7 protein-coding genes are annotated in these 13,787 nt (G+C 74.7%); 2 read left to right on the plus strand and 5 right to left on the minus strand.

Annotated features, from left to right (window positions below; all coding sequences use genetic code 11):
- On the plus strand, positions 1-3,424 hold a 3,424-nt coding region (locus PV721_RS10850), incomplete at its 5' end, for a multifunctional oxoglutarate decarboxylase/oxoglutarate dehydrogenase thiamine pyrophosphate-binding subunit/dihydrolipoyllysine-residue succinyltransferase subunit (protein WP_319722760.1).
- 273 nt (positions 3,425-3,697) lie between these two features.
- A complete protein-coding gene (locus PV721_RS10855; RefSeq protein WP_319722762.1) occupies positions 3,698-4,177 on the plus strand; it encodes a hypothetical protein in 480 nt (159 codons plus the stop codon).
- 27 nt (positions 4,178-4,204) lie between these two features.
- On the opposite strand, the gene fxsT is transcribed toward PV721_RS10855, so the two are convergent.
- The 5 genes from fxsT to PV721_RS10880 all read right to left on the minus strand — a co-directional run bounded on the left by fxsT (position 4,205) and on the right by PV721_RS10880 (position 13,784).
- The gene (gene fxsT / locus PV721_RS10860) at positions 4,205-7,225 is read right to left on the minus strand and encodes an FxSxx-COOH system tetratricopeptide repeat protein (RefSeq protein ID WP_319722764.1); all 3,021 of its coding nucleotides are present in this window, start codon (positions 7,223-7,225) and stop codon (positions 4,205-4,207) included.
- Positions 7,226-7,299: 74 nt separating this feature from the next.
- Positions 7,300-8,556, minus strand: coding sequence for an aKG-HExxH-type peptide beta-hydroxylase (locus PV721_RS10865; protein WP_319722766.1), 1,257 nt, complete (start codon positions 8,554-8,556; stop codon positions 7,300-7,302).
- A complete protein-coding gene (locus PV721_RS10870; RefSeq protein WP_319722768.1) occupies positions 8,553-9,992 on the minus strand; it encodes an FxsB family cyclophane-forming radical SAM/SPASM peptide maturase in 1,440 nt (479 codons plus the stop codon). Before PV721_RS10870 ends, PV721_RS10865 begins: the two co-directional genes overlap by 4 nt.
- Positions 9,993-10,128: 136 nt before the next feature.
- A complete protein-coding gene (gene fxsA, locus PV721_RS10875; protein ID WP_319722770.1) occupies positions 10,129-10,323 on the minus strand; it encodes an FxSxx-COOH cyclophane-containing RiPP peptide in 195 nt (64 codons plus the stop codon).
- Between the two features lie 101 nt (positions 10,324-10,424).
- Positions 10,425-13,784 carry an SAV_2336 N-terminal domain-related protein gene (locus PV721_RS10880; RefSeq protein WP_319722772.1) on the minus strand — a complete coding sequence of 1,120 codons (3,360 nt, stop codon included), beginning with the start codon at positions 13,782-13,784 and terminating at the stop codon, positions 10,425-10,427.
- Between the last annotated feature and the right edge of the window lie 3 nt (positions 13,785-13,787).

Raw genomic sequence — 13,787 nt, forward strand, 5'->3', positions numbered from 1 at the left:
CTCCGCCGTAGCCCCCCAGAAGGCCGCGCCCGCCACCGAGGCCCCCGCGGGCCCCGAGCTGGTGACGCTCCGCGGCCCGTCGGCTGCCGTGGCCAAGAACATGAACGCCTCCCTGGAAGTGCCGACGGCCACGTCCGTCCGCGCCGTGCCGGTGAAGCTGCTGTTCGACAACCGCATCGTCATCAACAACCACCTCAAGCGCGCCCGGGGCGGGAAGATCTCCTTCACGCACCTGATCGGCTACGCGATGGTGCAGGCGATCAAGGCCATGCCGGGCATGAACTACTCCTTCGCGGAGAAGGACGGCAAGCCGACCCTGGTCAAGCCGGAGCACATCAACTTCGGCCTCGCGATCGACCTGGTGAAGCCCAACGGCGACCGCCAGCTCGTCGTCGCCGGCATCAAGAAGGCCGAGACCCTCAACTTCTTCGAGTTCTGGCAGGCCTACGAGGACATCGTCCGCCGCGCCCGCGTCGGCAAGCTGACGATGGACGACTTCACCGGTGTGACGGTCTCCCTGACCAACCCCGGCGGCCTGGGCACCGTCCACTCCGTGCCCCGCCTGATGCCCGGACAGTCGGTCATCATGGGCGTCGGCTCCATGGACTACCCGGCCGAGTTCCAGGGCACCTCGCAGGACACCCTGAACAAGCTGGGCATCTCCAAGGTCATGACCCTGACCTCGACCTACGACCACCGGGTCATCCAGGGCGCGGCCTCCGGCGAGTTCCTGCGCATCGTCGCGAACCTGCTGCTCGGCGAGGACGGCTTCTACGACGCCGTCTTCGAGTCGCTGCGCATCCCGTACGAGCCGGTCCGCTGGAACCGTGACATCGACGCCAGCCACGACGACGACGTCACGAAGGCCGCCCGCGTCTTCGAGCTGATCCACTCCTACCGGGTCCGCGGCCACGTCATGGCCGACACCGACCCGCTGGAGTACAAGCAGCGCAAGCACCCCGACCTCGACATCACCGAGCACGGCCTCACCCTGTGGGACCTGGAGCGCGAGTTCGCGGTCGGCGGCTTCTCCGGCAAGTCGATGATGAAGCTCCGCGACATCCTCGGCGTGCTGCGCGACTCGTACTGCCGCACCACCGGCGTCGAGTTCATGCACATCCAGGACCCGAAGCAGCGCCGCTGGATCCAGGACCGCATCGAGCGCCCGCACACCAAGCCGGAGCGCGAGGAGCAGCTGCGCATCCTGCGCCGGCTCAACGCGGCGGAGGCCTTCGAAACCTTCCTGCAGACGAAGTACGTCGGCCAGAAGCGCTTCTCCCTGGAGGGCGGCGAGTCCGTCATCCCGCTGCTCGACGCCGTCATCGACTCGGCCGCCGAGGCCCGCCTCGAAGAGGTCGTCATCGGCATGGCCCACCGCGGCCGCCTGAACGTCCTGGCGAACATCGTCGGCAAGTCGTACGCGCAGATCTTCCGCGAGTTCGAGGGCAACCTCGACCCGAAGTCCATGCACGGCTCCGGCGACGTCAAGTACCACCTGGGCGCCGAGGGCACCTTCACCGGCCTGGACGGCGAGCAGATCAAGGTCTCGCTCGTCGCGAACCCCTCGCACCTTGAGGCGGTCGACCCGGTCCTGGAGGGTGTCGCCCGCGCCAAGCAGGACGTCATCAACAAGGGCGGCACGGACTTCACGGTCCTCCCGCTCGCGCTCCACGGCGACGCGGCCTTCGCCGGCCAGGGCGTCGTCGCCGAGACGCTGAACATGTCGCAGCTGCGCGGCTACCGCACCGGCGGCACCGTGCACGTGGTCATCAACAACCAGGTCGGCTTCACCGCCGCCCCGGAGTCCTCGCGTTCGTCCATGTACGCGACCGACGTGGCCCGCATGATCGAGGCCCCGATCTTCCACGTGAACGGCGACGACCCGGAGGCGGTCGTCCGCGTTGCCCGTCTGGCGTTCGAGTTCCGCCAGGCGTTCAACAAGGACGTGGTCATCGACCTCATCTGCTACCGCCGCCGCGGCCACAACGAGTCCGACAACCCGGCCTTCACGCAGCCGCTGATGTACGACCTGATCGACAAGAAGCGCTCGGTGCGCAAGCTCTACACCGAGTCCCTCATCGGTCGCGGCGACATCACGCTGGAAGAGGCCGAGCAGGCGCTCCAGGACTTCCAGGGCCAGCTCGAGAAGGTCTTCGCGGAGGTCCGCGAGGCCGCCGCGGCTCCGGCCGCCGGCGCCCCGGTGACACCCGCGCAGACCGCGCAGGAGTTCCCGGTCGCCGTGAACACCGCGATCTCGCAGGACGTCGTCAAGCGGATCGCCGAGTCCCAGGTCACCATCCCCGAGGGCGTCACCGTCCACCCGCGTCTGCTGCCGCAGCTGCAGCGCCGCGCGGCGATGATCGACGAGGGCACCATCGACTGGGGCATGGGCGAGACCCTGGCCTTCGGTTCGCTGCTGATGGAGGGCACCCCGGTCCGGCTGTCCGGCCAGGACTCCCGCCGCGGCACCTTCGGCCAGCGCCACGCGGTCCTCATCGACCGGGAGACGGGCGAGGACTACACCCCGCTGCTCTACCTGTCGGACGACCAGGCCCGCTACAACGTCTACGACTCGCTGCTCTCCGAGTACGCGGCCATGGGCTTCGAGTACGGCTACTCGCTGGCCCGCCCGGACGCGCTGGTCCTCTGGGAGGCCCAGTTCGGTGACTTCGTCAACGGCGCGCAGACCGTCGTCGACGAGTTCATCTCCTCGGCCGAGCAGAAGTGGGGCCAGACCTCCGGCGTCACCCTGCTCCTCCCGCACGGCTACGAGGGCCAGGGCCCGGACCACTCGTCCGCGCGTCCCGAGCGCTTCCTCCAGATGTGCGCGCAGGACAACATGACGGTCGCGATGCCGACCCTGCCGTCGAACTACTTCCACCTGCTGCGCTGGCAGGTCCACAACCCGCACCACAAGCCGCTCATCGTCTTCACCCCGAAGTCGATGCTGCGTCTGAAGGCGGCGGCGTCGAAGGCGGAGGAGTTCACGACCGGCTCGTTCCGTCCGGTCATCGGTGACACCACGGTGGACGCGAACGCGGTCCGCAAGGTCGTCTTCTGCGCCGGCAAGGTCTACTACGACCTGGAGGCCGAGCGCGAGAAGCGCGGCATCACCGACACCGCCATCATCCGCATCGAGCGCCTGTACCCCCTCGCGGGTGCGGAGCTCCAGGCGGAGATCGCCAAGTTCCCGAACGCGGCGAAGTACATCTGGGCGCAGGAGGAGCCGGCGAACCAGGGTGCGTGGCCGTTCATCGCGCTGAACCTGATCGACCACCTCGACCTGGCGGTCGGCGCGGACGTCCCGGCGGGCGAGCGCCTACGGCGCATCTCGCGCCCGCACGGCTCGTCGCCGGCGGTCGGCTCCGCGAAGCGCCACCAGGCGGAGCAGCAGCTCCTGCTGAACGAGGTCTTCGAGGCGTAACCCGCCCCGGTTCCAGCGGTACGGAAGGCCCGGCCCCCCGAGGGGGCCGGGCCTTCCGGCGTAGCGGGCCCGGATTCCGGGCCGGTGCCTCCTCTGGGTCGCCCCGTACTTCTGCTCCGTCCTGTCAAGCCACGCCCCTCCGGGACATGACCGGGACCGGTACCGGCACCTCTACTGGAGACGTGATCGCGCGGCGACGGCCGCGGGGCCACGGACCCGACAGAGATCCCGTGGCGCCCCCCGCCGCCGGACCCCCGCCTTGGAGGAGCCCCCATGTCCTACGACGTCCACACCTCGACCCCCACCCGGCCCAAGCGGCGGATCGCCCGCTTCGTGATGCCCGTCGCCTCGGCCGCCTTCATCTGCGGAGCCGTCGTGCTGCCGGCGTCGGCGGCGGTCGCCCAGCCGCCGCAGTCGGCGGCCGGCGTCCGCTCCGACGTCTTCCCGAACCCCCACCAGGAGCCCGACGGCGGCGCCTACGGGCCGTACACCTGTCTGCCCGGCTACGTCTGGCGTGACAGCTTCGACGGGGACTCCCTCTGCGTCACGCCGCAGATCCGCGACCGGGCCCACGCGGAGAACCCCCACCGCCAGCCCGGCGGCGGCGCCTACGGGCCGTCCACCTGCATGCCCGGCTACGTATGGCGGGAGATGTGGGACGGCGACGTCAAGTGCGTCACGCCGGAGGAACGCGCCAGGTTCAAGGACCAGGTGTTCGACAACGGCCCCAACCTCATCCCGGTGCCGGACTAGTGGGCCCCGGAGGCGTTACCGGACCCGCTACGGCTGCGGCTCGAAGTCCCAGTACGGCCTCGTCTGCTGCTTCGCCGAGATCGTGTGGACGTGCTGGGCGCCCAGGGTGCGGGTCAGGCCCTTGATGCCCGCGTCCTCGTGTTTCGCGGCCTCCGTGTGCTCCCGTACGGAACGGAGGTCGGCCGCGAGCGCGATCTGCGCGCTCAGCGTCATCGGGTGGTCCGGGCCCAGCACCTGTTCGGCGGTGCGCAGGGTGTCCCGGCTCAGGTCCAGCGCGTCCTCCAGCCGGCCGGTGATGTTGCGGTGGCCGGTGGCGTTCAGGGCGCAGCCCAGGGTCCACGGGTGGCGGTCGCCGAGCGCGCCCCGCATGCCGACGAGGGCCTGCTCCGCCAGGGAGAGGGCCTCCGTGCGCTCGCCCTGGGCGCGGAGCACCAGTCCGAGGTTGCCGACCGTGCCGATGCTGTACGGGTGGGCGAGGCCGAGCTGCGACTGGTAGCCGCGGACCACGTCCTCGGAGATCCGGCGGGCCTCGCCGATGTCCCCGTACTCCCTGAGGTAGGTGGCGTAGTCGGAGGCGACCATCAGGGTCCACGGGTAGTCGACCCCGAAGACCCGCGTCGCCCGCTCCCACACGGTCCGCAGCCGCAGGCCCGCGCCGGGGATGTCCCCGGAACGGCGCAGGCACATCCCGAGGTTGTGCTCGGCGCGCAGGGTCTGCGGGTGGCCCAGCCCCAGCACCTGCGTGTTCAGCTTGACCCCCTGTTCCTGCCGGGTCTGCGCCTCCCGGTAGCGGCCCATCAGCCGCAGGCCCATGGCGCAGGCGATGCCGGAGGCGAGGGTGGAGATGTGCAGGGGCTTCAGGACCCGCTCGCGGCGGCGCAGGGTGTCCAGGTCGAGGTCGTAGGCGTCCTGGTAGCGGCCGAGCAGCCGGTAGGTGGCGGCGAGGTTGTTCTGGGCGTCCAGGGTGACGGAGTCGTCCTCGCCGAGCAGCTCCCGGTAGGTGCTCAGGCAGTGCTCGAAGATCTCCCGGGCCGGCTCGAACTTCGCGATGCACAGCAGGACGCCGCCGTACGCGCTGGTGGCGCGCAGGCTCTCCAGGTCCCGGTCGCCGCGCTCCGCGGTGAGCCGGCCGGACACGGCCTTGGTGAGGGTCTCGGCCCGCCGGAACAGGCCGAGGTTGCGCAGGGCGTTGCCGTACTGGTAGCTGAGCTCGCGCACCTTGGGGTGGTCCTCGCCGAGCACGGCCCGCCAGATGAGGTCGGTCTCCTCGGAGAGCCTCAGGCAGGTGCGGTACTCCCCGGCGAGGATCAGGTAGCGCAGGCAGCGCAGCAGGAAGTTCTGGATGCGCGGGTTGCCGCTGGTGAGCACCCCGGAGGGGGCCAGGTGCGGGACGAGTTCGGCGTAGCGGGGCCAGAGCCGGGAGTCGGAGGGCCCGCCGGGGTCGGCTGCGGCGAGGACCTGCCGGACGGCCCGGGCGAGCGGTTCGGCCTCCTCCTCGGAGAGGTTCTCGCGGACGATGCCGTGGACCATGCGGTGCAGTTGCACGGTCTCCAGTCCGCCGCCGCCCTCCTCCAGGGGCAGGTCGGAGTACTCGAGCCGGACGACGGAGAACTGGACGAGCTTGTTGAGGGCGGCGTTCCACCGGATCTGGTCGTTGATCAGCCCGGCGAGCTCTTCGGGCACGTCGTCGGCGGGGAATTCGCGCAGCAGCCGCAGCGGCACCGGCCCCGGGGCGAAGAAGACGAACAGCCGGAGCAGGGCGAGGGCGTCGGGGAAGTTCTCCCGGACGTTGTTGAGGAGTATGGCGAGGGCGGTGGGGAAGGGCAGCGGGTAGTCCTCGGAGACGGTGACGGCCTCGTGGGAGTCCATCCGGCGCTGCAGCAGGGTGAGGTAGTCGCCCACCGGGAGCGGGGAGTCGGCGAGCCAGCCGGCCGTCTGGTCGAGGGCGAGCGGGTAGTCCTCCAGGGCCTCGGCGAGCTGGTCGGCCTCGTCGGCGGTCAGGCGCAGGGCCCGGCGGCGGATGAAGGTGATCGACTCGGGGCGGGCGTAGAGCGGGACCTCGACGAGGCTGGTGTGCCGGGCGGCCCATTCGCGGTTGCGGGAGGTGATGATCACGTCGCCGGCGCCGGAGGGCAGCAGGTCGATGAGGTCGTCGGGGTTGTCGCAGCCGTCGAAGACCATCAGCCAGCGGCCGTACGGGGATCCGCGCCGCAGCGCTTCGAGGACGGCCCGGATCTGCTCGCCGTAGCTGCCCGCGCCCCGGGGCAGCCCGAGGGCGGGGGCGAGGTCGGCGAGGCGTTCGCGCAGGGTGGGCCGGTCCTCGGCGGGGACCCACCACACCACGTCGTACTCGGAGGCGAAGCGGTAGGCGTACTCGGTGGCCACCTGCGTCTTGCCGACGCCGGAGAGGCCGAGCAGGGTGACGGTGGACGCGCCGGCCGGTGCCTCGGTCAGGGCTTCGCGCAGGGTTCCGATGACGTCGTTGCGGCCGGTGAAGCGCGGGTTGCGGCGCGGGACCCGGCCCCAGATCTCGGGCGGGTCGTTCGGGAAGCGGGGTCCGCGGCGGCCGGTCTCGGTGCCGATCCGGTCGGTGGGCAGCTCCAGCCGTCGCAGCACGCGGTACTCGGCCTCGTACGCGTCCAGGCCCCACAGGTCGGTCTTCTCCAGCACGGCGACGGCGCTGGGAAGCGGGGCGTCGGTGAGGCAGACGGCCGCGAACCGGTCGGGGTGGCGGTCGGTGACGGCGCGCAGGGCGGTGTTCCACTCCTCGTCGGCGTGGGTGCCGGCGGAGAAGTAGCGCTCGCTGAGGACCAGGAGGACCCGGCTGCCGGAGCGGGCGAGGTCGTCGAGGGCCTGGGCGATGCCGGGGCTGTTCTGCGGGTCCCAGCGCTGGAGGGCGACGCGGTGGCCGTGTTCCTCCAGGCGGTGGCCGATCCACACGGCCCAGGGGCGGTTGAACCCGGCGAAGCTGATGACGAAGCGCTGCGGCTGCGCGTGCGGGTACGGGTGCGGGGTGGTGCCCTGGTCCTGCCGACTACCGGTGGTCATGCGCCGTCTCCCTGGGCTCCGGGCAGTGGACGGGACTGAAAAGGTACCGCAGCGGTGCCGGCGGGCGCGGCCCCTCAACCGCGGGCGAACGGGGCGAGTTCGGGGTGCGCCTCGCACCAGGCGCGCCGCTCCCGGTCGACGGCCCGGCGGGCCGCGGCGTGCTGGTCGCCGGGCGGCGGCAGCTCGTCCATGGCCCGCTCGGCGGCCGCCATCGCCTCGGTGAACTCCCGCCCCGCGGCGGTCAGCCGGTCGTGGGCCCGCAGGGCGGGCAGGACGGCGGCCACCTGGGCGCGGATCCGGGCGTGCTGGGCCCAGGCGCCGCGCGCCCCGTAGAGGGCGGCGCGCTGCCAGTACCCGGCCAGGGCCAGGTGGGCGTAGGCGCCGTGCAGGAGTCCCTCCAACGGGCGGGGGTCGCCGCGCCACGGGGCCCAGTGGCGGGGCGTGCGGTCGGCGGTGTGCAGGGTCAGGACGTCGGCGAGGGCGGCGAGTTTGCCGTGCTGGACCTCGTGGACGAGGGTGGCGGCCAGGGCGGGCGGGGCCTGCGCGCGGGCCAGGACGGAGCCGGCGGCCGCGGGCAGGGTGGCGCCGTTGGAGCGGGAGCCGCCGGAGAGCGGTACGACGGAGCGCAGCAGTTGTCCCGTTTCCTCCGCGCGGACGGTGTCGTACCGCAGGAGCAGGGTGAGCGCGCCCGACCACTGGGTGTCCCAGCGCTTGTGCCCCTTCGGCGTGAGCCGGCGGGCGGGGCGGACGGGCGCGGGCTGCGCGGGGCCGGGCGCCCGATAGGGGTCGAGGTCGTCGAGGGCGGTCCGGCCCCCCGGCAGGGCGTGCAGGGGCACGCTGGCGGGGTCGTCGGGGTCCCAGGAGCGTTCGGTGAGGGTGAGCGGGCCGGGGCGGTCCGGGCGCAGCAGTCCGAGGGTGGGCAGGACGAGCCGGCCGTGCTGGGGCCGCAGGGTGTGGGTGAAGGCGATGCCGGCGCGCAGGGCGGCGGCGACGGCGAGGGCCCCGAGGTGGCCGAGGTCGGGCGGGGGGCCGTAGGAGGCGTGCAGCCGGCGCAGGGTCTCCTCGGCCCAGACCCCGGTGGCCGGGTAGTGCAGTACGTCGCGCACGGCGCCCGCGTCGCGGCGCTCGGCCTCCTCCAGCAGGGCCCAGTGGTCGGCGGCCTCCCCGGACGGGCCGCCGGGGGCGGCGTCGAGGACCGCGCGTAGCAGGAGCAGGCGTTTGGAGCGGCGCACGTCGCGGACCAGGCGGGTGCCTTCCGTGGAGGGCTCGGTGGAGGCGAGGGCGCGCAGGGTGCGGGAGGAGACGGTGAAGGCGGTGAGGGCGGTGGTCATGAGGCGACCGCCGGCGGATGGGCGGCGGCGGCCCGGGCGGCTCGCCGGGTGGCGGCCGGGGCGGCCTGGGCGGCTCGCCCGGTGACGGTCTGCGCGGTGGGCCGGGAGGTGGTCGCGGGGGCCTGCGCGGCGCGGTGGACGGCGGCGGCGATGTGCCGGATCAGGACCTGGAGGTCGGCGCAGTACACGGACGGCTGCCGGAAGCCCTCGCCGGCGCGGTAGCGGTGCGGGTAGTGCCCGCCGCCGCACACCTCGACCAGCTCGCAGGCGCGGCATCCGGCGGCGAGCGCGTCCCGTCCGAGCTGGCGGGCGGCGAGGCCGGGGTGGTCGAGGAGCTCGTCGAAGCTGTGGGTGTCGAGGCTCATGCCGGTCGCGGCGGCGCCCTCGTACGCGGATTTCAGCGAATCGGCCTGTTCGATGGAGCCATCGGTCTCGATCACGGCGGTGGCGGCGGGCGCGAGCCCGAGGGTCTCGGTGGCGGCGGGCAGGCCGATCAGCAGGGCGATGATCTCCTCGAAGAGCCGGATCCGGGTGCGCCGCACCCCGTCGTGCCACCAGCGCTCGAAGACGGCGAGCAGCCAGTCGGCGTACGGGGCCAGGCCCGGGTGGTGGCCGGGGGGCGGGGTGCTCCAGTTGGCGAGCGGCAGCAGCAGCCCGACGCTGGGCGGGGCGAAGGCGAGCAGGGACTCGTAGGTCTCCACGGGGTCCTGGCCGAGGTCGACGACGCACAGCACCCCGGCGTAGCTGTCCGGATGCCGTGCCAGCAGCCGTAGGCCCCGGGCGGCCGCCCCGAAGCCGGGCCGCCCGGCGTGGTCCACGCGCCGGGCGTTGTGCGCGGGCAGTCCGCCGTCGAGGCTGACGCCGACGCGTATCCCGGCGGCGGCGAGCGCGGTGAGGCGGCCTCGGGTGAGCAGGGTGCCGTTGGTCTGGACGGTGGCGGTGACCCGGGTGCGCGGGGCGGCCCGGGCCACGGCGGCCCGTACGGCCTCGACGGGCCCGGCCAGCGCGGCGGGGGCGGTGAGCAGGGGTTCGCCGCCGTGCAGCACCAGGTCGACGCGGGGCAGGGCGTGGGCGGCGGCGTGCTCGGCGATCCGCTCGGCGGCGCGGGCGGCGGTGGCCGCGGTCATGGCGGACGGCTGGCCGCGCCAGCTCTGGTCGGCCATTTCGTAGACGTAGCAGTAGGTGCAGGCGAGGTTGCAGCGGCTGCGCGTCTTGAGCACGAACTGCCGGATCGGATGCGGCCGGTGGCCCGCGGCCCGTTCCGCGGCCACGTCGAGCCGGGCATAGGGCCAGGGCGCGTACCGGGCGTGGCGCAGCCGCTGCGCCACGGCGGGGTCCGGCTTCGACTGGGCGGGGTCCTGGTGCGGGGCGGAGCCGGCGCCGCCGCGCGCGGGCGGCGCGGGCAGCACGGAGTCGCTCGTGACCGCTCGCCTCATCGCCCTGCCTCCCTCCCCCGTGCCTCCGGGAGGCAACCCCCGGCGGACGGTCCATCCCTGCCCTTCGGACGGTCCCGGCTAACGGCGGAAAGTGGTCAACTCGCTTTCAAGGTGGGGCGGATCAGACGCATTCCGGTCAGGTCACCCCGGAGTCGAAGGCGTTGAGGATCTCGGCCGGATGCGTCACCCGCTCGACCATGCCCTCGATCACCTGGGCCAGCACGGGATGGTCGATCCCGCGCAGCGCGGCCAGGTCCAGCCCGGAGAGGTCGGGCAGGCGCCCGGGGCACGCCGGGGTCGCCGCCTCCACTTCCTGCCGCTTCGTCACCATGTGCCGCTGCTCCCCCTGTCGCGTCGCGGACCGGACGGTCCACTGCCCTTTCCCTCCGGCCGGTCCGCGGAAACAGCGCGCCCCGCTCACGGCCGCCACCGTCAGAGCCCGGCTTCCAGGGTCCGCACCCGGGCGCGGAGCGCCTCCGTCCGCCCTTCGGCCTCGGCCGCGGCCCCGGCACCCGCGCCGGGCCGCGCCCACAGCTCCAGCGCGGAGCGGTAGGCGTCCAGGGCCGCCCGGGGGCGGGCGAGGAGCTCCAGCACCTCTCCCCGCGACTCCTGTGCGCGGGCCGCCAGCCGGACGGCCGTGCCGATGTCGCCCTCGCTTCCCGCAGGGGCCGCAGCGGCCTGGTGGCCTTCGTGGCCGTCACGGCTTTCGCGGTCGGCCTCCAGGGCCGCCCGCCAGGCCCGCCGGTAGGAGTCCGCCGCCCGGTCGAGGCGCTCCACCGCCCGGGTGTGACCGTGGATCTCCTGCTGCACGTCGCCGTGGTCCCGCCAGGCCCGGGCCCGCTCCAGCGGGCTGCGGCTGTGCCGGACGGCCACTTCCAGCAGGTACTCCGCCTCCCGCAGGTCCACCGGGTCGCCCTCGTACGCGTGCCGCAGCCGCAGCCCGGTGGCCAGCCGCACCAGCCGGTGCGCGGCTCCCGGGTCCGACTGCGGGACCGCGGCCCGGCTGTCGCGCAGCACGCGCACGGCGGCCCCGGTGAACCGCCGCCCGTCGGCGGCGCGGGCCCGCTCCAGGAGCACCTCGCCCCACTCGGGCAGCACCTCCCCGAAGGCCTCCCCGTCGCGGGGGATCAGCCGCCGGGCCCGGCCGTAGGCCTCGGCCGCTTCCTCCAGCGCCGCCGGGTCGGCGTCCCTCGCGTACCGCTCCCGGTGCACCCGGGCCAGGCACACGAGGGCGGCCACCCGCAGCTCCGGGTCCCCGCCGGCCCGCTCCAGGGCCGTGGTCAGCTGGCCGGCCGCCTCCTCCAGCCGCGCCGGCAGGTACCGCAGCGCGCCGGCCAGGTCCACCCGCACCCGGGCCTCGCCGACCGTGCCCGCGGCCGGGCCGGTGCCCGTGCCCGCGCCCGGCACGGCCAGCCGGGCCGCGGCCTGTTCGGCCAGGGCCGTGCGCTCGGCCAGGTTCTCCGTACGGGGCAGGAGGGCCAGGAGGACCCGGCCCAGGGCCCGTTGCAGCTCGGGGTCCGGCCCGGGCTCCGAGGGATCCGGGGACGCGTCCGGGTCCGCGTCGAGGGCCCCGCCGGGGGTGGCCGGGGGTCCCGCCAGGGGTTCCAGGGCCGCGCGGGCCTCCCGGAGCGCCCCCGCGTCCGCGCGCAGCCCGCTCAGCCGGATCAGGGTCTCGGCCCGCCGCACCGCGCAGTCCCTGCGCAGCGCCGGGTCTGCCGTGGCCCCCGCCGCCGCGAACTCCCGGTCCGCCTCGGCCAGCAGCTCCGCGTCGGGGCCGTGGGCCAGTGCCCGCTCGTACAGCACCCGGCCGAGGGCGGCCCGCGCCGCCGGAGTCCGCAGCCCGGTCACGGCACGTTCCGCCTCGGCGAGGACTTCCGGGTCCCGCTGGGCCGCCCACAGCCGCAGCAGCGCGCCCGCCAGCTCGGTCTCCGCCTCCTCCGGCGGGTCGCCGGGCGCCACCGGGGCCGTCACCGCCCGCCGCAGCACCGCAACGGCCTCGTGCAGGGCCCGCGCACCGCCGTCCGGTCCCCCGTCGGCGGCCGCGTCCGCGAGCCGGTCCCGCGCGGCGCGCACCGCCCCGGCCCGCCCGAGCACGGGGGCGGGAGGAGGCTCGCGCCGGCCCGCTCCCTGCTCCGGCATGCCGGGCAGGTAGCGCCGTACGACCTTGGCCGAAACCTGCGCGAAGGCCTGCGGCAGCCGCCCCTCGGGCACCCGCTCGGCCTCCTGCGGCCCGGGGTCGACCGCCGTCGGCGGCACCCCGGTGAGCTGCGAGACCGCGAGCGCGGGGAAGTTCCGTACGCCCCGGCCGAAGTGCGCCAGCACGTACTCCGAGCAGTGCTTGAGCACCAGGGCGGCCTCGTCCCGTCCCAGTGGCCCCAGCAGCACGTCCTGCACCCCGGGGACGAATTCGTACCAGTGCCCCGGCCCCGGCCCGCTGCGCCGCAGCAGCCCGCTCAGCAGGACCTCCGCCAGGTCGGAGGGCTCCGAGTCCGGCAGCATCGTGCGCTGCACCAGCCGCATCACGGGCAGCGTCAGCGGCGCCGCCGACAGGTACACCGCCAGCTGTACGGCCCGGGGCGCGGCCGAGGACCGGAACCGCGCCACCAGCTCGCGCGGCGGCCGTACCGCGCGCGGCGGCGGCACGGGTGCGGCCGGATGGTCGGCCAGCACCCGGCCCACCTCGGCCGGTACCGGCCCGGTGCCGAGTCCGGCGACGAGCCGGGCCCAGGCCCCGAGGGCGGTCGGGCTCGGCGGCAGCACGGGCACGGTCAGCCCGCCCGTGAGCCGTCCGGGCGGCAGCGGCCGGTCCGGCCGGAACTTCAGCTGCTGCCCGCCGCCCTCCAGCCGGGTCAGCGTGCCCCGTTCGGTCGGCAGCCAGCTGCGGCCCCACAGCCGCTGCGGCAGCGGCTGGACCACCATGCACGGGGTGCACCCGGCCCACCGGTACAGCAGCCGCTGCGCGGCGCCCTCGCGCCACAGCGGCCCGGCGCAGTCGGAGACCACCATGGTCAGGGCCCGCCCGGTCGGGTCCCGCACCTGGTCGCCGGAGCGCAGCCCGGAGCCGGGTACGGAGCTGCGCCCGAGGACCGCCGTACCGTCCGCGAGGCGGTGCAGGTAGTGCACCTGGACGTCCCGGAAGGCCCCCAACCGCTCGCACACCGAGCGCAGTTCGTCGAACATGTCCTGCCAGACGGCCATCGACGGGGACGCGTCCATCACCAGCCTGACGGTCGCCTCGCGCCGGTGCTCCGGCCGGAGCACCGGGATGACCAGGCCGAGGGCCCGGGCGCTGGCCTCGGCGGTGGCCGGTTCGTCGATCACCAGCCGGGTGGGCGGGGCGGGCGGCCGGTGCCGCTGAAGGGCGCGCAGGGCCCGCTGGATGTCCAGGATGCGCGGCAGCGCGGCGGCCCGGGGCACCCGTACGGGCACTCCGTACTCCTCGGGCGACTCCTCCGGCCGGTCCCCCTCGGCGCCTCCGGCGCGGCGTGCCCCGGATGCGTAGAGCCGGACCGGATCATCGGCGTCCGCCTCTTCCCGTTCGGGCTCCACGGGCTTGCCGGCCGGATCCGCGGCGTCCTGGTCCGGGTCCGGCCCGCGCGCGCCCGGTGCGGCCGGCCCCGGCCCGCGGATGTGCCCGGCCAGCCACAGTGCATCGGCGAGCTCCTCGGCGCTCGGGTCGAGGCCGGCGGCGCGCAGCAGCGCGGCAAGCTCGCGGACGCCCGGCGCGGCCGGGGCGGCCGGGGCGCCGGGGACGGTCCGGCGGGATCCGGGTTCGGGTGCGGCGGGCGGCACGGC

Source organism: Streptomyces sp. MB09-01, assembly GCF_033794505.1.
In the GTDB taxonomy this organism is placed as follows: Bacteria; Actinomycetota; Actinomycetes; order Streptomycetales; family Streptomycetaceae; genus Streptomyces.

What these genes read in the sequence shown, in the direction of transcription:
- PV721_RS10855 (WP_319722762.1), top strand. Translation starts at nt 3,698, where the DNA reads ATGTCCTACGACGTCCACACCTCGACCCCCACCCGGCCCAAGCGGCGG.
- fxsT (WP_319722764.1), bottom strand. Translation starts at nt 7,225, where the DNA reads ATGACCACCGGTAGTCGGCAGGACCAGGGCACCACCCCGCACCCGTAC.
- PV721_RS10865 (WP_319722766.1), bottom strand. Translation starts at nt 8,556, where the DNA reads ATGACCACCGCCCTCACCGCCTTCACCGTCTCCTCCCGCACCCTGCGC.
- PV721_RS10870 (WP_319722768.1), bottom strand. Translation starts at nt 9,992, where the DNA reads ATGAGGCGAGCGGTCACGAGCGACTCCGTGCTGCCCGCGCCGCCCGCG.
- fxsA (WP_319722770.1), bottom strand. Translation starts at nt 10,323, where the DNA reads ATGGTGACGAAGCGGCAGGAAGTGGAGGCGGCGACCCCGGCGTGCCCC.